Annotated in this window: 17 protein-coding genes, 1 tRNA gene and 1 pseudogene; 13 read left to right on the top strand and 6 right to left on the bottom strand. The window is 73.0% G+C overall.

The genetic code is table 11. From position 1 onward, the window contains the following. The 4 genes and pseudogenes from ABZ951_RS19880 to ABZ951_RS19865 all read right to left on the bottom strand — a co-directional run. Positions 1-239: pseudogene (locus ABZ951_RS19880) on the bottom strand (2-oxoglutarate ferredoxin oxidoreductase subunit alpha); the annotation flags it as partial. A gap of 283 nt (positions 240-522) precedes the next feature. Further along, entirely contained in the window at positions 523-1,194 is a 672-nt protein-coding gene (locus tag ABZ951_RS19875; protein ID WP_344098072.1) for a response regulator transcription factor, read from the bottom strand. A gap of 124 nt (positions 1,195-1,318) precedes the next feature. Continuing rightward, positions 1,319-2,644: a sensor domain-containing protein gene (locus tag ABZ951_RS19870; protein ID WP_344098071.1), complete on the bottom strand. Its 1,326-nt coding sequence runs from the start codon at positions 2,642-2,644 to the stop codon at positions 1,319-1,321. Between the two features lie 153 nt (positions 2,645-2,797). Continuing rightward, on the bottom strand, positions 2,798-4,045 hold the full coding sequence (locus ABZ951_RS19865; RefSeq protein ID WP_344098070.1) for a sensor domain-containing protein: 1,248 nt from the start codon (positions 4,043-4,045) through the stop codon (positions 2,798-2,800). Between the two features lie 171 nt (positions 4,046-4,216). Between ABZ951_RS19865 and ABZ951_RS19860 the strand changes: the two genes are divergently transcribed. The 12 genes from ABZ951_RS19860 (at position 4,217) to ABZ951_RS19805 (ending at position 16,278) form a co-directional block, all read left to right on the top strand. Further along, entirely contained in the window at positions 4,217-4,633 is a 417-nt protein-coding gene (locus ABZ951_RS19860; RefSeq protein ID WP_344098069.1) for an NADH-quinone oxidoreductase subunit A, read from the top strand. Beyond that, positions 4,624-5,259: an NADH-quinone oxidoreductase subunit B family protein gene (locus tag ABZ951_RS19855; protein ID WP_344098067.1), complete on the top strand. Its 636-nt coding sequence runs from the start codon at positions 4,624-4,626 to the stop codon at positions 5,257-5,259. The genes ABZ951_RS19860 and ABZ951_RS19855 overlap by 10 nt, the downstream gene beginning before the upstream one ends. Beyond that, entirely contained in the window at positions 5,256-7,181 is a 1,926-nt protein-coding gene (locus ABZ951_RS19850; RefSeq protein ID WP_361280356.1) for an NADH-quinone oxidoreductase subunit C, read from the top strand. The genes ABZ951_RS19855 and ABZ951_RS19850 overlap by 4 nt, the downstream gene beginning before the upstream one ends. Further along, complete coding sequence (locus tag ABZ951_RS19845; RefSeq protein ID WP_344090641.1) at positions 7,178-8,143, top strand: complex I subunit 1 family protein; 966 nt, start codon at positions 7,178-7,180, stop codon at positions 8,141-8,143. The genes ABZ951_RS19850 and ABZ951_RS19845 overlap by 4 nt, the downstream gene beginning before the upstream one ends. Beyond that, positions 8,140-8,700 carry an NADH-quinone oxidoreductase subunit I gene (locus tag ABZ951_RS19840; protein WP_344090779.1) on the top strand — a complete coding sequence of 187 codons (561 nt, stop codon included), beginning with the start codon at positions 8,140-8,142 and terminating at the stop codon, positions 8,698-8,700. Before ABZ951_RS19845 ends, ABZ951_RS19840 begins: the two co-directional genes overlap by 4 nt. Beyond that, positions 8,697-9,260, top strand: a complete 564-nt coding sequence (locus ABZ951_RS19835; RefSeq protein ID WP_344090643.1) for an NADH-quinone oxidoreductase subunit J — start codon at positions 8,697-8,699, stop codon at positions 9,258-9,260. Before ABZ951_RS19840 ends, ABZ951_RS19835 begins: the two co-directional genes overlap by 4 nt. Further along, positions 9,260-9,631: an NADH-quinone oxidoreductase subunit NuoK gene (gene nuoK / locus ABZ951_RS19830; RefSeq protein WP_344090645.1), complete on the top strand. Its 372-nt coding sequence runs from the start codon at positions 9,260-9,262 to the stop codon at positions 9,629-9,631. The genes ABZ951_RS19835 and nuoK overlap by 1 nt, the downstream gene beginning before the upstream one ends. Then, complete coding sequence (locus ABZ951_RS19825; RefSeq protein WP_344090647.1) at positions 9,628-11,631, top strand: NADH-quinone oxidoreductase subunit L; 2,004 nt, start codon at positions 9,628-9,630, stop codon at positions 11,629-11,631. Before nuoK ends, ABZ951_RS19825 begins: the two co-directional genes overlap by 4 nt. 17 nt (positions 11,632-11,648) lie before the next feature. Then, the gene (locus ABZ951_RS19820) at positions 11,649-13,214 is read left to right on the top strand and encodes an NADH-quinone oxidoreductase subunit M (RefSeq protein ID WP_344090781.1); all 1,566 of its coding nucleotides are present in this window, start codon (positions 11,649-11,651) and stop codon (positions 13,212-13,214) included. Then, positions 13,214-14,734 (top strand): NADH-quinone oxidoreductase subunit N, encoded by a 1,521-nt coding sequence (locus tag ABZ951_RS19815; protein ID WP_344090650.1) that lies wholly within the window; start codon positions 13,214-13,216, stop codon positions 14,732-14,734. The genes ABZ951_RS19820 and ABZ951_RS19815 overlap by 1 nt, the downstream gene beginning before the upstream one ends. Before the next feature lie 184 nt (positions 14,735-14,918). Further along, complete coding sequence (htpX, locus tag ABZ951_RS19810; protein WP_344090653.1) at positions 14,919-15,782, top strand: zinc metalloprotease HtpX; 864 nt, start codon at positions 14,919-14,921, stop codon at positions 15,780-15,782. 97 nt (positions 15,783-15,879) lie between these two features. Further along, a complete protein-coding gene (locus ABZ951_RS19805) occupies positions 15,880-16,278 on the top strand; it encodes a YccF domain-containing protein (protein WP_344090656.1) in 399 nt (132 codons plus the stop codon). A 109-nt stretch (positions 16,279-16,387) separates the two neighbouring features. Here the strand turns inward: ABZ951_RS19805 and ABZ951_RS19800 are convergent, their stop codons facing one another. After that, complete coding sequence (locus tag ABZ951_RS19800) at positions 16,388-16,876, bottom strand: YajQ family cyclic di-GMP-binding protein (RefSeq protein WP_344090658.1); 489 nt, start codon at positions 16,874-16,876, stop codon at positions 16,388-16,390. Between the two features lie 188 nt (positions 16,877-17,064). Here ABZ951_RS19800 and ABZ951_RS19795 point away from each other — a divergent pair. Then, positions 17,065-17,146: transfer RNA gene (locus ABZ951_RS19795), tRNA-Tyr, on the top strand. Between the two features lie 131 nt (positions 17,147-17,277). On the opposite strand, the gene ABZ951_RS19790 is transcribed toward ABZ951_RS19795, so the two are convergent. After that, on the bottom strand, positions 17,278-17,940 hold the full coding sequence (locus ABZ951_RS19790) for an NAD(P)H-binding protein (protein ID WP_344090660.1): 663 nt from the start codon (positions 17,938-17,940) through the stop codon (positions 17,278-17,280). Positions 17,941-17,964 lie beyond the last annotated feature (24 nt).

The raw sequence follows: 17,964 nt of genomic DNA, 5'->3' as shown, positions 1-17,964 counted from the left end.
GTCTCCGACGTGAAACGGTCACCCGTGAGCTGCATACCATCACCCGAGTCCCCCGCGAACCGGATGATCACCCGCTCCAGACGACGCACCTCCTTGCCACCCACCCCGTCCGCCCCGTTCGGGGAGTGGTGGGGCACGGTGAGGAGTGCCGGTTCCTGTGCGGTCGGCGGCGGGGCGTCCCCACTCGCACGCTCGGTTGGTTCGGCCTGTTCGGCCGGGCTACTGACCTGGCTGGTCACTGCTTCGGACCTCCCTCATGGCGGCGGCGCGCACACGGTGGTGCCGACCGGCTTACCCACGGCCATCGTACGTGGGTAAGGGTCGCCTACCTGGGATGGATCACGAGAAGAAAGGGGACGTACGGCTTCCGCATGTCCTGGTACGTCATGCTTTGCCCGCCCCCTGAGCCGTGCCCGCGCCCCCTGGGAGGGACGTTCGCCTCTAGGTCTTTGGTGCTAGGTCTCCCGGACGGCGGGCCGTCCTACCAGGGCGGCTCCATCCGAACGGCGGACCGCCGGACGATCACGACCTGAGGTACCGCAGCACGGCCAGCACCCGCCGGTGATCCCCGTCACTCGGGGACAGTCCCAGCTTCAGGAAGATGTTGCTGACGTGCTTCTCCACGGCGCCGTCGCTCACCACCAGCTGCCGGGCGACCGCGGAATTCGTCCGTCCCTCGGCCATCAGGCCGAGGACCTCCCGCTCCCGCGGAGTGAGGCCGGCCAGCACGTCCTGCTTGCGGCTGCGGCCCAGCAGCTGCGCGACGACCTCGGGGTCCAGGGCGGTGCCGCCCCGGGCGACGCGCACGACCGCGTCCACGAACTCCCGGACCTCGGCCACCCGGTCCTTGAGCAGATAGCCCACGCCCCGGCTGCTGCCGGCCAGCAGCTCGGTCGCGTACTGCTCCTCCACGTACTGCGACAGCACCAGCACACCCAGCCCCGGGTGGTCCCGGCGCAGCTGCACCGCGGCCCGCACCCCTTCGTCGGTGTGAGTCGGCGGCATCCGGACGTCCGCGACCACCACGTCCGGCAGGGCGCCCTCGGCCGCGAGCTCCTCGATGGCCTTGATCAGCGCCTGTGCGTCGCCGACACCCGCCACGACGTCGTGCCCCCGGTCGGTCAAGAGCCGGGTCAGGCCCTCCCGGAGCAGCACCGAATCCTCGGCGATGACGACCCGCACCCTGTCCTCCACGTTTTCCGGCCCCCCAGCCCCGGCGTCCCGCGCCGGGCTCGTGCTGCATGCTTCGACGCTCCAAGCATCTCAGCATCCGGCCGGGTCCGGTCGACGCCCGCACGCCGGGGGAGGGGGCGCCGGGTCAGCCGCGCCAGGGCAGCTCGGCGGTGACGGTCGTCGGGCCGCCCACGGGGGAGTCGACCACCAGCAGCCCGTCCACCGAGCCCAGCCGCTCGGCCAGGCCGGCGAGCCCGCTGCCCGTGGCCGTGGACGCGCCGCCCTTGCCGTCGTCGGACACCTGGAGCATCAGGCGGGTGCCGGAGCGCCACACCTCCACGCGGGCCGTGCGGGCCGCGCTGTGCTTGCTGACGTTCTGCAGCAGCTCGCTGACGGTGAAGTAGGCGATGCCCTCGATGGCCGGCGCCGGCCGGGCCGGCAGGTCCACGTCGACGGCGACGGGCACGGTGCAGCGGGCGGCCAGCGCCGACAGGGCCGGGGAGAGCCCCCGGTCGGTGAGGATCGCCGGGTGGATGCCGCGGGCGAGGTCGCGCAGCTCCTGGAGGGCGAGCTTCACCTCGCCGTGCGCCTCGTCCACCATGCGGGCGGCGGCCTCGGGGTCCTCCTCCAGCTTCTCCTTCGCGAGCCCCAGGTCCATGGCGAGGGCGACGAGCCGGGCCTGGGCGCCGTCGTGCAGGTCGCGCTCAATGCGGCGCAGGTCGGCGGCGGCGGTGTCGACGACGACACCCCGGTCCTCCTCCAGCTCCCACACGCGGGTCGCGAGCCGGGACGGCCCCAGCAGCCCCGTGACCGCCAGCCGCTCGACCCCCGCGAGCCCGCGGATGACCCACGGCGTGGCCAGGACGACGAGCAGGCCCGCGCCGGCGGTGACCCCGATCTCGAAGGGGTTGTCGAGGTAGACGGTGGTGCCGTCGTTGTCGCCGTACAGCTGCATGCCGTCCTGGCCCCAGTAGGTGGGGTACATCCAGGCGTACGCCGGGTAGAGCAGCAGCGCCCAGCCGACCGACCACATCACCAGCGACACGACGAACGCGAAGATCGCCCACGGCAAGTGCAGCGCCATGTAGAGCAGGTGCCGCCAGGACGTCCCGCTCTTGAGCAGGGCCCCCGTCCAGGCCAGCGGTCCGCGGGTGCCCTTTCGCGGCCGGACGGGCTCGGGCTCGGCCACCTTCACCCGCAGCAGCGCCCGCGCCCGGGCCCGCTCCAGCACCCCCAGCCCCCGCGCCCCGGCGAGCCCCGCGGCCAGCACCGGGACCCCGAGGAAGGTGATCAGCAGGCCGGCGCCGAGGGACACCATCGTGACCGCGAAGACGAAGGCGACGATCGAGATCGGCAGGCTGAGCAGGAGGTAGAGGAACTCCCGCCAGGTACGGCCCTCCAGCGGCGCGCGCAGCACGGCGGGCACCCGGTGGCTGCGGGGTGCCGACGTCCTTCCGTCATAGATGGCCATCAAGTCGTCCGATCTCCCAAGGGGCTGGCTCGTACCTCAAGATTCCCCGAGCGCGCGGGGACGGACCATGGAGCGAGTAGGTGTCCTGGGGGTGGGGTTGCCCCTACCCTGCGATGGGCCCTTTGTGGGGATTCGACCCTGATGCGGGGTGGATCAGCCCGCGGTGCGGTCGCGCCACGGCAGCTCGGCGGTGACCACCGTCGGGCCGCCGGCCGGGGAGTCCACGGCGAACACCCCGTCCACCGATCCCAGCCGCTCCGCCAGGCCGGCCAGCCCGCTGCCCGTCGCCGTCGTCGCGCCGCCGCGACCGTCGTCACGCACCTGGATCAGCAGCCGGTCGCCGTCCCGCCACAGCTCGACGCCCGCCGTGCGGGCCGCGCTGTGCTTGCTGATGTTCTGCAGCAGCTCGCTGACGGTGAAGTAGGCGATGCCCTCGATGGCCGGCGCCGGCCGGGCGGACAGCTCCACCGACACCGCCACCGGAACCGTGCACCGCGCCGCCACCGACGACAGCGCCGCGTCCAGACCACGGTCCGTCAGCACCGCCGGGTGGATGCCGCGGGCGAGGTCGCGCAGCTCCTGGAGGGCGAGCTTCACCTCGCCGTGCGCCTCGTCCACCATCTCCGCAGCCGCCTTCGGGTCCTCCAGCAGCTTCTCCTTCGCCATCCCCAGACCCATCGCGAGGGCGACGAGCCGGGCCTGGGCGCCGTCGTGCAGGTCGCGCTCGATGCGGCGCAGGTCGGCGGCGGCGGTGTCGACCACCACTCCCCGGTCCTCCTCCAGCTCCGCGACCCGGCGCTCCAGCTCACTGGACGGGCACAGCAGCCCCCGCACCATCGCCCGGTCCAGATTGGTCAGACCTCGCGCCAGGTGGCCCAGAACCGGCCAGGCGACGAACAGCGCGCACAGGGTGAGGGCGAAAGTGAGAACACCCCATGGCAGTCGTATGAACGCGTACAGGGTGCTGCGCCAGGCCACCGGGTCCTTCAGCGTCGACCACAGCCACGGGAAGAACCCGTGGTTCCTGCGGTGCCGCGCCAGCGGACTCGGCTCCTCCATCCGCAGCCCCAGCAGCACCCGCGCCCGCTTGCGCTCCAGCTTCCCCAGCACCCGCGACCCCATCAGCCCGGCCGCCAGCAGCGGCAGCCCGATCACGGTGATCGACAGGGCGGCGCCCGCGTACAGCCACAGCGCCACGTACAGGAATTCCAGGATTCCCGTGAACAGGTTGAGCTGGAGGTGGAGGATCTCCTTCCACGTCCGCGAGCCGAACGCGAAGCGGGCCGGAGGCAGCTTTTCCCCTTCGGCGGAGACGTCGGTGAGGGGGCCGGAGGAGTCGTTCTCGACGACGTCCTGGACGGTGTTCGGGGTCGTGCTGCGTGCGGCACTGCTGGCGGTCATGGCCCAAGCTTGCCGGGCCGGGCGCACCGATGCCATGGGGGTCGTGGGTGCCGCCGGGTGGGGATAACCCCACCTCCGGCCGGACAGCGCTGCTCACCATGAGCGTGTCAGGGCCTAGACTCCCGTGCGTACAGATCGTCGAACAAGCGGGACAGGGAGCGAGGGGCGGACGTGCCGGAGGCCACCGTGCGCACCAGTGATGCCGATGTCCACCTCGCGGCGGACTACTTCCAGAGCTATTCCGTCGTCGGACTGCTGGCGGTCGTGGGGGTGCTGTTCGTCGCCGTGGCCTTCGCGGCCGGGCGGCTGCTGCGGCCCGTCGTGCCGACCCCCGAGAAGCTGCTGACGTACGAGTGCGGCGTCGACCCCGTCGGCGAGGGCTGGGCCCACACCCAGGTCCGCTACTACGTCTACGCCTTCCTGTACGTGATCTTCGCCGTGGACTCGATCTTCCTGTTCCCCTGGGCGACGGTCTTCGCCGCCCCGGGCTTCGGCGGCACCACGCTCGTGGAGATGTTCATCTTCCTCGGCTTCCTCGCCGTGGGCCTGTTGTACGCATGGAAGAAGGGCGTCCTCGAATGGACGTGACACCCCCGGTGGACCTGCCCGAGCCGCGCCGGCTCGGTGTGCTCTCCCGCCTCGCGCCCGAACCCATGAAGGTGGTCCTGAACTGGGGCCGCCGCTACAGCCTGTGGGTCTTCAACTTCGGGCTCGCCTGCTGCGCGATCGAGTTCATCGCCGCGTCCATGGCGCGGCACGACTTCATCCGCCTCGGCGTCATCCCCTTCGCCCCGGGCCCCCGCCAGGCGGACCTCATGATCGTCTCCGGCACGGTGACGGACAAGATGGCCCCGGCCGTCAAGCGGCTCTACGAGCAGATGCCCGAGCCCAAGTACGTCATCTCCTTCGGCGCCTGCTCCAACTGCGGCGGGCCCTACTGGGACTCGTACTCGGTCACCAAGGGCGTCGACCAGATCATCCCCGTCGACGTCTACGTACCCGGCTGCCCGCCCCGGCCCGAAGCGCTCCTCCAGGGCATCCTCAAGCTCCAGGAGAAGATCGCCAAGGAGTCGCTGGGCGAGCGGTACGCCTCCGGCGGGGGTGCCTCGGCCGCGGCGCTGCGCAGCGGCCTGGTGACACCGCCGCCGGCTCCGGGCGCCGGCCCGGAACCGACCTCGGCCCCGGCCCCGGCCCCGGGGGAGACGGACCGATGACGACCGACCCGACGAACCCCGCCGAGGACGGCGCCGAGGCCGCTGTCCCAGGCGCCCCTGAAGGCACCCCCGACAGTGCCTCTGAGGGCGCCGCCGAAGGCGCCCCCGAGCCCGCCGTCGGGTGGCTCCCGGGCGGCGCCGGCGCACTCTTCGGCGAGGGGGCGACCGCCGAGGAGGCGTACGCGCTCCTCACCGTCGACGTTCCCGCCGCCGCCTGGATCACCGCGCTGGAAACCGCGCGGGACACTCTCGGCTGCACCTTCTTCGACTGGCTGAGCGCCGTCGACGAGCCCGGCACCGGCTTCCGGATCTGCGCGCACCTCGCCGCGCTGCCGCCCGCCGGCGGCGGGGCGGTCCGGCGCCTGGTCGTCCGGACCACCGTGCCGCACGCCGCCCCCGCCCTGCCCAGCGCGACCGGCGTCTTCGCCGGGGCGGCCTGGCACGAGCGCGAGACGCACGAAATGTTCGGCGTCGACTTCACCGGCCACCCCCACCTCGTCCCGCTGCTGCTCCCCGAGGGCTTCGAAGGCCACCCCCTGCGCAAGGACTTCGTCCTGGCCGCGCGGGTGGCCAAGGCATGGCCGGGAGCGAAGGAGCCGGGGGAGTCCGAGGGAGGCGGCCCGAAGCGTCGTCAGATGCTCCCGCCGGGCGTCCCCGACCCCAACGAGTGGGGCCCCCTCAAGGGCCAGCTCCCCCCGGCCCCCGCCCGCCCCGCCCGAGGAGCCCGCGCCGCGGGCGCCGCGGCCGGCGAACGCCCGGCACGGCGTGCGCGCAGCGTGGGTGAGGGTTCGGCGAGTCAGGCGTCCGCGGAGGCGGGCGCGGGTGCGCCGGTGCGGCGTGCGCGCAGTGTGAGCGAGGGTTCGGCGAGTCAGGCGTCCGCGGAGGCGGGTGCCGCGGCCGCGGCACCGGCCCGGCGCAGCCGCAGTGTGAGCGAGGGTTCGGCGAGTCAGGCGTCCGCGGAGGCCGGTACTCCGGCCGCGGCCCCGGCCCGGCGCAGCCGCAGCGTCAGCGAGGGCTCCGCGAGCCGGCAGGCTGCTGAGGCCGGCGTCCCGGCCGGTGACAGCGCGAGCGAAGCCCCGGCCGGCGCGCAGGCACCCGCACCGACACCGGCCGAGACACCCGCCGAGCCCGCGCGCCGCGCACCCCGCTCGGCCGACGCCCCCTGGCACCACGCCCGCCCGGCCTTCGAGGACGAGCCGGCCCGCCCCGCCGACGCGCGCACCACCGAACCGTCCCCGCCGACGGGCCCGGGCACGGCCGAGGCCGACGCCCCGGCCGCGACCACCCGTGAGAGCGGCGACGACGACCCGGCCGAGACTCCGGGTGTCGCCTCCGAGCCCACCGGCGCCGCAGGCGAGGGCCGCACCCCGGCCGCGGCCGCGACCCCGGCCGCCCGGGGGAACGGGGACGCCGGGCGCGCCCCGGCAGCTCCGCCCGCGGACACGGCCTCCGGCGCGGCCGCGCCGAGCGGTGACGGCGCACCGTCCACCCCGGCCGTGACTCCGGCCCCGGCCGAGACCCAGGCCCCCACCGCCCCCGAGGCCCGGCCAGTCGACGATCAGCCCCCGGCCCCGGCCACCGGCCCGGACGCCGACGGCGCCCGCGGCCCCGCCCCGGCCGAGACCCCGGCCCCGGCCGAGACCCCGGCCCCGGCCGAGACCCCGGCCCCGGCTGAGGCCCCGGCCGCCCCCGAGACGCCTCCGGCCACTCCGGACAACGCCCCGGGCGCGCCCCCCGGCCCCGGCCCGGCCCCCGGCCCCACCCCCGAGGAGCCCGGCGCAGCCGAGAGCGGCTCAGCCGAAAGCGGCTCAGCCCAACCCGGCCCGGAGCCCGCCCCGGGCGACCCCGAACCCCGGCCCGAACCCGGCCCCGAACCCCGGCCCGACGACCAACCCCACCCCCGCGGAGGTGACACCCCGTGAGCGACACCCTCGACGTGGTGCTCCGCCTCGCCGCCGTCTTCGTCGTCTTCCTGGTGCTGCCGCTCGCCATCGGGCAGACCGAGCACAAGGTCATGGCCCACATGCAGGGCCGGCTCGGCCCGATGTACGCCGGTGGGTTCCACGGCTGGGCCCAGCTCGTCGCGGACGGCGTGAAGTTCGCGCAGAAGGAAGACGTCGTGCCCGCGGGCGCGGACCGGCGGATCTTCCAGCTCGCGCCGGCCGTGGCCCTCCTCCCGTACCTCCTGGTGCTGATCGCCATCCCGGTCGGGCCCGGCAACGCCGTCGGGCAGGCCGTCGACGCCGGCATCTTCTTCGTCCTCGCCGTCATGGGCGTCGGCGTCCTCGGCTCGCTGATGGCCGGCTGGGCGTCCGCCAACAAGTTCTCCCTGCTCGGCGGCCTGCGCACGGCCGCCCAGCTGCTGGCGTACGAGCTGCCGATGCTGCTCGCCGCGGCCTCCGTCGCGATGGCCGCCGGCACCGTGTCGCTGCCGGGCATCGTGGACGCCTTCCACTGGTGGTGGGTGCCCTGGCAGATCGTCGGCGGCCTGGTGTTCTTCACCGCCGGCCTCGCCGAGCTCCAGCGCCCGCCCTTCGACATGCCGGTCGCCGACTCCGAGATCATCTTCGGCGCGTACACCGAGTACACCGGCCTGCGGTTCGCGCTGTTCCTGCTGTCCGAGTACGCCGGCATCGTCGTCCTGTGCGGCCTGACCACCGTGCTCTTCCTCGGCGGCTGGCACGGCCCCTTCGGAGCGGACGGCCTCGGCTGGCTGTGGACGCTCCTGAAGACCCTCGCCCTCGCCTTCGTCGTGATCTGGCTGCGGGTGACCTACCCGCGCCTGCGCGAGGACCAGCTCCAGAAGCTGGCCTGGACCGCTCTCATTCCGCTCGCCCTCGCGCAGATCGCGCTGACCGGCGTCGTCAAGGTGGTGATCTCCTGATGGGCCTTCCCGGCAGCGGCCTCGCCAAGGGCCTCGCCGTCACCCTCCGCACGATGACCCGTCGCACGGTGACCGCCCAGTACCCGGACGTGCAGCCCGAGCTGCCGCCCCGCTCCCGCGGCGTGATCGGCCTGTTCGAGGAGAACTGCACGGTCTGCATGCTGTGCGCCCGCGAGTGCCCGGACTGGTGCATCTACATCGACTCCCACAAGGAGACGGTGCCCCCGGCCGCCCCCGGCGGCCGCGAGCGCAGCCGCAACGTCCTGGACCGCTTCGCGATCGACTTCTCGCTCTGCATGTACTGCGGTATCTGCATCGAGGTCTGCCCCTTCGACGCGCTCTTCTGGTCCCCGGAGTTCGAGTACGCCGAGACCGACATCCACGACCTCACCCACGAGCGCGACAAGCTCCGCGAGTGGATGTGGACCGTGCCCGAGCCGCCCGCGCTCGACGCGGCGGCCGAGGAACCCAAGGAGATCGCGGCCGCCCGCAAGACGGCCGAGAAACTGGCCGCCCAGCAGGCGCAGGAGACCCAGGAGAAGGAGGGAGAGGCATGACCGGCACCGCGGTGCTCGCCGCGGAGGCCCACGGCTTCCTCTCGACGAGCGGTGTCGAGGTCGCCTTCCTCCTCGTCGGCCTCGTCACCCTCGGCGCGGCCCTCGTCACCGTCACCACCAAGCAGCTGGTGCACGCCGCCCTCTGGCTCGTCGTGACGCTCGGCGGCCTGGCCGTGGAGTACCTCCTGCTCACGGCGGAGTTCATCGCCTGGGTCCAGGTACTGATCTACGTGGGCTCCGTCGTCGTCCTCCTCCTCTTCGGACTGATGCTCACCAAGGCCCCCATCGGCCGCTCCCCGGACGCCGACTCCGGCAACCGCTACCCGGCCCTCGCGGTCGCGCTCGCCGCGGCCGCCGCCCTGGTCTGGGTGGTCGTCGACGCCTTCCGCACGACCTGGATCCACCTCGAAGGCCCCGCGCAGGGCTCCACCGCGGTCACCGGCGAGTTCCTCTTCCGGCACTGGGTCCTGCCGTTCGAGGCCCTGTCCGTCCTGCTGCTCGCCGCCCTCGTCGGGGCGATCGTGCTCTCCCGGAAGAACGGCAAGGAGGACAAGAGCTGATGCATCTCGTCTACCCGGCCGTGCTCGCCGCCCTCCTCTTCTGCGTCGGCCTGTACGGCGTCCTCGCCCGGCGCAACGCGATCCTCGTCCTGATGTCCGTCGAGCTGATGCTCAACGCCGTCAACCTCAACCTCGTCGCCTTCGACGTCTGGCTGCGCGACGAGCTCCACGCCGGCCAGGCCCTCACCCTCTTCACCATCGCCATCGCCGCCGCCGAGATCGGCATCGGCATGGCGATCGTGCTGCTCGTGTACCGCAACCGCGGCACGGCCGACGTCGACCGGCTCCGCGACCTCCACGAGGACGAACCCGGGCCCGGCACCGCCCCCGACCACGCCGACCGCGACGAGAAGGCCGAGGCCGCCGCGTGAGCACCACGACCACCGCCGTCCTCGTACCGCTGCTGCCCTTCCTCGGCGCCCTCGCGGGCCTGCTGCTCGGCCGCCGCGCACCCGGGTTCGTCCGCCCCCTCGCCGTCCTCCCGACGCTCGCCGCGGCCGTCCTCGCCGCCGTCGTCGCCTGGCGGCAGGGCGGCGGCACCGGCGCCGGCGAGACCCTCGACGCCGCCACCGAACTGACCCCCACCGGCTCCGTGCCCGTCGAGCTGGCCCTGCACCTCGACGGCTACGCCGTCCTCGTCGCCGTCCTGGTCGGCACCGTCGCCACCTGCGTGCAGCTGTACTCGACGGCCTACCTGCGCGACGACCCCCGCTACCCCTCCTACGCCGCCCTCGTCTCCCTCTTCACCTCCGCGATGCTGCTCGTCGTCTACTCCGGCGACCTGATGGTGCTCCTGGTCGGCTGGGAGATCATGGGCATCTGCTCGTACTTCCTGGTCGGCCACTACTGGGAGACCGAGGCCGCGCGCGCCGCCTCCCTCAAGGCGTTCCTGGTCACCAAGCTCGGCGACGTCCCCTTCCTCATCGGCATCCTCGCCCTGGCCGCCGACGCCGGAACGTTCCGCATCAACGGCATCCTCACCGCCGCGGCCTCCGGCGGCATCGAGCACCCCACCCTCATCGCGCTGCTGCTCCTCGCCGGAGTCGCGGGCAAGTCCGCGCAGTTCCCGCTGCACACCTGGCTGCCCGACGCGATGGCCGGCCCCACCCCCGTCTCCGCGCTGATCCACGCCGCCACGATGGTCGCGGCCGGCGTCTACTTCATCGCCCGGCTCCTGCCCGTCTTCGCCGCCTCCGCGGCGGCGCTGGTCGTGCTCGCCGTCATGGCCGCGGTCACCATGGTCGGCTCGGCGCTGGCCGCCCTCGCCCAGGACGACATCAAACGCGTCCTCGCCTACTCCACCGTCGGCCAGCTCGGCTACATGACCGGCGCCCTGGCCGTCGGCGACCGCGGCGCGGCCGTCTTCCACCTCATCACCCACGGCGCGTTCAAGGCCCTCCTCTTCCTCGGCGCCGGCGTGATCATCCACGCCGCCGGCACCAACTCGCTGGCCGCGATGGGCCGGATGAACGGCCTCGCCAAGCGCATCCCCGACGCGTACTGGACGATGACCGTCGCCCTCCTCGCGCTCGCCGCGATCCCCCCGTTCAGCGGCTTCTTCTCCAAGGAAGCCGTCCTCGGCGCCGCCGAGCACTCGGCCCTGGGCGAGACCCCCGGCATCCCCGGCGCGGCGGGCTGGACCGTCCTCGCCGCCGGACTGCTCACCGCCCTCCTCACCGCCGCCTACGCCACCCGGCTGTGGCTGCTCGCCTTCCACGGCAAGGGCACCGACGCCCCCGACCACGGCCGGCAGCCCGCCGCCATGAACGCCGTCCTGTGGGTCCTCTTCCTCCCCGCCCTCGGCCTCGGCCTGGCCGCCTGGAAGCTCCCCGACTGGTTCGACGGGCACTCCCTCACCCCGACCCTCACCACCTCCGTCCTCGGCACCGGCTGCGCCCTCGCCGGCGTGCTCGTCACCTGCGCGGCCCGGCGCCGCACCGCCGCCCTCGCCGCCCGCACCCCGATGGGCGCCGTCGCCGCCGACCCGGACGCCTCCCCGGCCGCCTCCGAAGAGGAAGCCATCGCCACCCACGAGGCCGTCTACGGGAACATCGCCTCCGCCCCGGACCCGGCCGACCCCGGCCGCCTCCTCCTCGGCCCCCTGCACCGCCACGCTGCGGCCGGCTTCCACCTCGACGCCGTCTACAGCACCCTCTTCGTCCGCCCCGTGCGCGACGCCGCCCGCCTCGCCCGCTTCCTCGACCGCGAAGTCGTCGACGCCTACGTGCGCGGCGCCGGCACCGCCCCCCGCCTGCTCGGCTGGGCCGTCCGCCGCGCCCAGACCGGCAATGTGCAGACCTACCTCAGCGCCCTGCTCGCCGGCTCCGTCGTCCTGGCCGTCGCCGCCGTGCTCGTAGCCACCGGAGCCTGACCGTGAGTCATACCGTCATGCAGACCCTCCTCGCTGCGACCGTCGTCGTCCCCCTCCTCGGCGCCCTCGCCGCCCTGCTCCCGGCCCCGCCCGGCCTCAAGGGCAAGAGCCCCGACCAGGCGGTGCTCCGCCACGGCGTCACCGTCACGGGCGCCGTGCTCGCGCTGACCGTCGCCCTGGCCGCCGGCTTCGACCACGACAGCCCGGCCCGGATGCAGGGCACCACCGACATCAGCTGGATCCCGGCCCTCGGCATCCGGATCCACCTCGGCGTCGACGGCGTCTCGCTGCCGCTGCTCGTCCTGACCGCGCTGCTGACGTTCCTGTGCGCGCTGTACAGCTACTTCAGAATGCCCGCGGGCCCGTCTCCCAAGGCATTCGTCGCACTGATCCTCGTGCTCGAATCCGGCACCCTCGCGAGCTTCGCCGTCCTCGACCTGATGCTGTTCTTCCTGGCGTTCGAGATGGTGCTCATCCCGATGTACTTCCTCATCGCCCGCTGGGGCGGTGAGGGCCGCGAGCGCGCGGCCTGGCGCTTCATCCTCTACACCCTGCTCGGCTCCGTCGTCATGCTGCTCGGCCTCCTCCTCCTCGGCCTCAAGGGCGGCACCTTCGACATGGTGGCACTCGCCACTGACAACGGCTCCGGGCTGAGCCGCACCACCCAGCTGATCGCCGTCCTCGCCATCGGCATCGGACTGGCCGTCAAGGCCCCGATGTGGCCCCTGCACAGCTGGCTCCCCGACGCCCACACCGCCGCACCCACCGTCGGCTCGGTCCTCCTCGCGGGCGTCCTGCTGAAGATGGGCACCTACGGGTTCGTCCGCATCGTCCTGCCCATCGCCCCGGACGGCGCCCACACCCTCGCGCCCTACCTCGCCGCCTTCGCCGTCGCCGGCATCATCTACGGCTCCCTGGTCTGCCTGGCCCTCGCCCGCACCGGCGCCAAGGGCGACCTCAAGCGCCTGATCGCCTACTCGTCCGTCGGCCACATGGGCTTCGTCCTCCTGGGCATCGCCACCCTCACCCCCACCGGCGTCAACGGCGCGCTCTTCGCCAACATCGCCCACGGCCTCATCACCGGCCTCCTCTTCTTCCTCGTCGGCGCCATCAAGGACCGCTACGGCACCAGCGACCTCGACACCCTCTCCGGCACCACCGGCGCCGCCCTCTACGGCAAGGCTCCCCGCCTGGGCGGCCTCCTGGCCTTCGGCGCCGCCGCCTCGCTCGGCCTGCCCGGCCTCGCGGGCTTCTGGGGCGAGATGCTCGCGATGTTCGGCTCGTTCCGGCCCGCCGAGGGGCTCAGCCGCCCCGCCTACCTCACCTTCATGGCCCTGGCCGGCTTCGGCACCCTGCTGACCGCCGCGTACATGCTGGTCGTCGTCCGCCGCGTCTGCATGGGCTCCCCCGCCGCCGGCCCGGGAGGCGAACCCGCCCTCGCCGCCGGCCAGGACGTCAAGGCCTACGAATTCGCCGCCTGGACCCCCCTCGTCGTCCTCACCGTCCTCGCCGGTCTCTGGCCCGCGGCCCTCCTCGGCCTCACCGACCCGGCCGTGCAGCAGCTCCTCCGAGGAGGCAACTGATGGGCTCCCTGGTCCAGTCCGTCGACTGGCTCGCCATCGCCCCGCCCACCGTCACGGCCGTGATGGCGCTCGTCATCCTGGTCGCCGACCTCTTCCTCCCCGAGGAGCGCAAGCCCCTCCTCGGGTGGCTCGCCCTCGGCGGCCTCACCCTGGCCGGGCTCTCCCTGCTGCCGCTGCGGGGCGGCGACCGCTCCACGTTCTGCCTCACCGGCACCACCGCCGGCAGCGCGTGCAGTTACACAGCCGACCACTTCACCCTCGTCATCCAGCTCCTGGTGCTCGGCGGCGCCCTGCTGACGGCCCTTCTGTCCATCAGCGACCTGATCGATTTCAAACTCCCCGCCGGCGAGTACTGGTTCCTGCTGCTGTCCTCCGCCGCGGGCGCCGCGCTGCTGCCCGCCTCCCGGGACCTCGCCACCCTCGTCGTCGCCCTCGAAGTGGCCTCCCTGCCCGCCTTCGCCCTCGTCGGCCTGCGGCGCGGCGACCGCCGCTCCTCCGAGGCGGCCCTGAAGTTCTTCCTCTCCTCGGTCACCGCGACCGCCGTCATGCTGCTCGGCGTCAGCTTCGTCTACGCCACCACCGGCACCCTGCACCTGACCCAGCTGGCCGAGGCCCTCACCGGCGTCGACCCGCGCCTGGAGACCCTCGCCCGGGCGGGTGTGGCCCTCACCCTCGTCGGCTTCGCCTTCAAGACCGCGGCCGTGCCCTTCCACTTCTGGGTCCCCGACACCTACGCGGGCGCCCCCCTGCCCATCGCCGCCTACCTCTCCGTCATCGGCAAGGCGGTCGGATTCACCGGCCTGATCCTGGTGACCGTCGTCGCCTTCCCCTCCTACGCCGACGTGTGGGGCCCCGCCCTCGCCGTCCTCGCCGCGCTCACCATGACCGTCGGCAACGCCGCGGCCCTGCGCCAGCGCCCGGACCGCCCGCACAGCGCCGTCCGCCTGCTGGCCTGGTCCTCCGTGGGCCAGGCGGGCTACCTGCTCGTCCCGATCGCCGCGGCGGGCTACACCGACGAACCCGCGCACGCCATCGGCTCCACCGTCGCCTACGCGCTGATGTACGCGGCCGTGAACCTCGGCGCCTTCGCCGTCGCCGCGCTCGTCGCCCGGACGAGCCCGGCCCACCGCATCTCCGACTACCGCGGCCTCTACCGGCGCAACCCCCTGGCGGCCCTCGCCCTCGGCTTCTTCCTGCTGTGCCTGGCCGGCCTGCCGCCGGGCGTCATCGGGCTGTTCGCCAAGGTCACCGTCTTCTCGGCGGCCGTCGACGCGGGGCTGGGCTGGCTGGCCGTCGTCATGGCCGTCAACGTCGTCATCGCCCTGTACTACTACCTGCAGTGGACGGCGGTCCTCTTCCGCCCGGCCGACGGCCAGGAGACGGCGCCGGAGGCCGGCGCCGGACGCGCGCGCGTCCCGCTGCCGCTCGCGGCCGCCATGGCCCTCGCGGCCGCCCTGGGCATCGTCCTGTCGGGCGCCCCGCAGCTCGTCCTGCGCTTCGCCTCGGGAGCCCTGCTGTAACCGAGGTCACCCGTACGGCCCAGCGCGCCCTCGCGTGCACAAGGGAACTAGCTGCCTCCATCCGGCGTTGACCTGTTCGGAAGGTTCCAATGGAGACCCACCGGGACTCCACCGGAACCCCGAACGGGAAAGGGGCAACGCCGCAGCAAAGGGTTCCCCCGCCGCACCATTTGGAGGGCGTACCGTGCACCGCCGGCACAACGGGCTCAGGACCGCCGTCCTCCTCGGGGGGCTGTCCGCACTCATCATCGCCATCGGTGGCCTCTTCGGGCGGACGGGCCTGATCGTGGCCGTCCTGCTGGCCCTGGGCACCAACGCCTACGCCTACTGGAACAGCGACAAGCTGGCCCTGCGGGCGATGCGCGCCAGGCCCGTGAGCGAGTTCGAGGCACCCGGGCTCTACCGCATGGTCCGCGAGCTCTCCACCGCCGCGCGCCAGCCCATGCCGAGGCTGTACATCTCCCCGACGGAGGCGCCCAACGCCTTCGCCACCGGCCGCAACCCCCGCAACGCCGCCGTCTGCTGCACCGACGGCATCCTGCGCCTCCTCGACGAGCGCGAGCTGCGCGGCGTCCTCGGCCACGAGCTCAGCCACGTCTACAACCGCGACATCCTCATCTCCTCCGTCGCGGGCGCGCTGGCCTCGGTGGTGATGTTCCTCGTCAACTTCGCCTGGCTGATCCCCTTCGGCAGGTCGGACGACGACGAGGGCCCGGGCATCGTCGGCATGATCATGATCATGCTGCTGGGTCCCGTCGCGGCCTCGCTCATCCAGCTGGCCGTCAGCCGCTCCCGGGAGTACGAGGCGGACGCCTCCGGGGCCCGGCTCACCGGCGACCCCCTGGCCCTGGCCTCGGCCCTCCGCAAGCTCGAAGCGGGCACCCGGCAGCTCCCGCTGCCGCCCGAGCCCCGCCTGGAGACCGCGAGCCACATGATGATCGCCAACCCCTTCCGCACGGGCGAGGGCCTGTCCAAGCTCTTCTCCACCCACCCGCCGATGGCCGAGCGCGTCCGCCGCCTGGAAGGCATGGCCGGATACCGCCCCTGAGGCCCCGCCCGGCGGCCCCGGACGGCACGCGCAACCACGTCCGGGGGTACACGCGTCTCACTCGCCGAGTGACCCGACGCATGGAAGGCTGGCCTTTATGAAGCTCATTCTGAACGTCGTCTGGCTGGTCCTGTGCGGCTTCTGGATGGCCATCGGCTATGTGATCGCCGGACTGATCTGCTGTGTCCTGATTATTACGATTCCATTTGGTATCGCCTCGTTCCGTATCGCCGGCTTCGCCCTGTGGCCCTTCGGCCGGACGACCGTCGAGCGACGGGACGCCGGCGCCGGCTCGCTGGTCGGCAACGTCATCTGGTTCGTCTTCGCGGGCTGGTGGCTGGCGCTCGGCCACATCTTCACCGGCATCGCGCTGTGCGTGACGATCATCGGAATCCCGCTGGGCATCGCGAACTTCAAGCTGATCCCGCTGTCCCTGATGCCGCTGGGCCGCGAGATCGTCCCGACGGACCAGGCGTACGCCGGGTACCGCTGGTAGCCGGCCGGCGCACCCCGCGGCACGCGAAGAGGGCGGGCCGGAGAAAAGCTCTCCGGCCCGCCCTCCCGCGCGTCAGGTCCGCGGCGTGCCCGTCCCGTGTCCGGTACGGCTAGCGGTAGTTGACGTACTGGATCGCGAAGTCCAGGTCCTTGCCCTTGAGGAGGGCCTGGACGGTCTGGAGGTCGTCGCGGCTCTTGGAGCTGACGCGCAGCTCGTCGCCCTGGACCTGGGCCTTGACGCCCTTGGGGCCCTCATCGCGGATGATCTTGGCGACCTTCTTCGCGTTCTCCTGCGAGATCCCCTCCTCGATGGAGGCGAAGATCTTGTACTCCTTGCCGGAGGGCTGCGGCTCGCCCGCGTCCAGGGACTTCAGGGAGATGCCGCGCTTGACCAGCTTGGTCTCGAAGATGTCGAGCACCGCCTTGACCCGCTCCTCGGCGTTGGCCCGCATCTCGATCTTCTCGCCGGACCAGGCGATCGAGGCGCCGACGCCCTTGAAGTCGTAGCGCTGCGAAATCTCCTTGGCGGCCTGGTTGAGGGCGTTGTCGACCTCCTGCCGCTCGACCTTCGAGACGATGTCGAAACTGGAGTCGGCCATATTGAGTTGGCTCCTCGTACGTAGATCCATCAGGGGTGCGGCCGTGCAGACCACCCCGCCAGCCTAGCCACCCGGGGCCCGGGGGAGGGGCGACGAATCGAGTGGCGGACCACCCCTGGTCATCGGGTATGGTTTACGTCGTTGCCCCGGAGTTCCACCGCAAGGCGGAAACCGCGGCGACAACCCTTGGCGGTGTGCCCGAGTGGCCAAAGGGAGCAGACTGTAAATCTGCCGGCTCAGCCTACCCAGGTTCGAACCCTGGCGCCGCCACATGAGAAGGACCTCTCCATTCGGAGAGGTCCTTCTGTGTTTTCCGGCCGTTTCCACGATTCCCGGCCGCCCACGGCCCGCGCGACGTGATCTGCCGCACTTTTCGCCCCGGACCGCGTCCGGCTGCGCCCTCAGCCCCGCGCGACGTCCCGGACGGCCTTCTCCACGGGCGTGTCGCCGCCGACCAGCTCCAGGGTGAGCCCCGCCGTGCCCGGCTCCGCGAGCAGCGCCGCGAGGGCCGCCGCGACGTCGTCCCGGGGCACCGCGCCGCGGCCCGTCGACTCCGCCAGGGTCACCAGACCCGTACCGGGCTCGTCGGTGAGGCTGCCGGGGCGCAGGATCGTCCAGTCCAGGCCGGCCCGCGCCATGACGTCCGCGTCGGCCGCGGCCTTCGCGCGCAGGTAGGCGGCGAAGACCGGATCGGTGCCCTCCGGCGGCTCGCGGTCGGCCCCCATGGACGAGACGACGACGAAGCGCCGCACCCCGGCCGCCTCCGCCGCGTCCGCGAACAGGGACGCCGCCGCGCGGTCCACGCTGTCCTTGCGCTCGATGCCGCTGCCCGGGCCCGCCCCGGCCGCGAAGACGGCCGCGTCGGCCGACTCCAGGTGCCGGACGACATCTTCGACGGACGCCGACTCCAGGTCGCAGACCACCGGTTCGGCACCGGCGGCGAGCAGATCGCCCGCCTGCTCCGGCCTGCGGATGATGCCCGCCACTTCGTCACCGCGCCCGGCGAGCAGCCGCTCCAGCCGCAGCGCGATCTGACCATGTCCACCTGCGATGACAATGCGCATGATCCGACCGTACGCGGTACGCCC

The organism is Streptomyces sp. NPDC046215 (genome assembly GCF_040646215.1).
In the GTDB taxonomy this organism is placed as follows: Bacteria; Actinomycetota; Actinomycetes; order Streptomycetales; family Streptomycetaceae; genus Streptomyces; species Streptomyces stramineus.
The sequence above is the reverse complement of the archived record's forward strand: the minus strand, read 5'-3'. Positions and strand labels throughout refer to the sequence as shown.

What these genes read in the sequence shown, in the direction of transcription:
- ABZ951_RS19870 (WP_344098071.1), bottom strand. Translation starts at nt 2,644, where the DNA reads ATGGCCATCTATGACGGAAGGACGTCGGCACCCCGCAGCCACCGGGTG.
- ABZ951_RS19865 (WP_344098070.1), bottom strand. Translation starts at nt 4,045, where the DNA reads ATGACCGCCAGCAGTGCCGCACGCAGCACGACCCCGAACACCGTCCAG.
- ABZ951_RS19855 (WP_344098067.1), top strand. Translation starts at nt 4,624, where the DNA reads ATGGACGTGACACCCCCGGTGGACCTGCCCGAGCCGCGCCGGCTCGGT.
- ABZ951_RS19850 (WP_361280356.1), top strand. Translation starts at nt 5,256, where the DNA reads ATGACGACCGACCCGACGAACCCCGCCGAGGACGGCGCCGAGGCCGCT.
- ABZ951_RS19835 (WP_344090643.1), top strand. Translation starts at nt 8,697, where the DNA reads ATGACCGGCACCGCGGTGCTCGCCGCGGAGGCCCACGGCTTCCTCTCG.
- nuoK (WP_344090645.1), top strand. Translation starts at nt 9,260, where the DNA reads ATGCATCTCGTCTACCCGGCCGTGCTCGCCGCCCTCCTCTTCTGCGTC.
- ABZ951_RS19820 (WP_344090781.1), top strand. Translation starts at nt 11,649, where the DNA reads ATGCAGACCCTCCTCGCTGCGACCGTCGTCGTCCCCCTCCTCGGCGCC.
- ABZ951_RS19815 (WP_344090650.1), top strand. Translation starts at nt 13,214, where the DNA reads ATGGGCTCCCTGGTCCAGTCCGTCGACTGGCTCGCCATCGCCCCGCCC.
- ABZ951_RS19805 (WP_344090656.1), top strand. Translation starts at nt 15,880, where the DNA reads ATGAAGCTCATTCTGAACGTCGTCTGGCTGGTCCTGTGCGGCTTCTGG.
- ABZ951_RS19800 (WP_344090658.1), bottom strand. Translation starts at nt 16,876, where the DNA reads ATGGCCGACTCCAGTTTCGACATCGTCTCGAAGGTCGAGCGGCAGGAG.
- ABZ951_RS19790 (WP_344090660.1), bottom strand. Translation starts at nt 17,940, where the DNA reads ATGCGCATTGTCATCGCAGGTGGACATGGTCAGATCGCGCTGCGGCTG.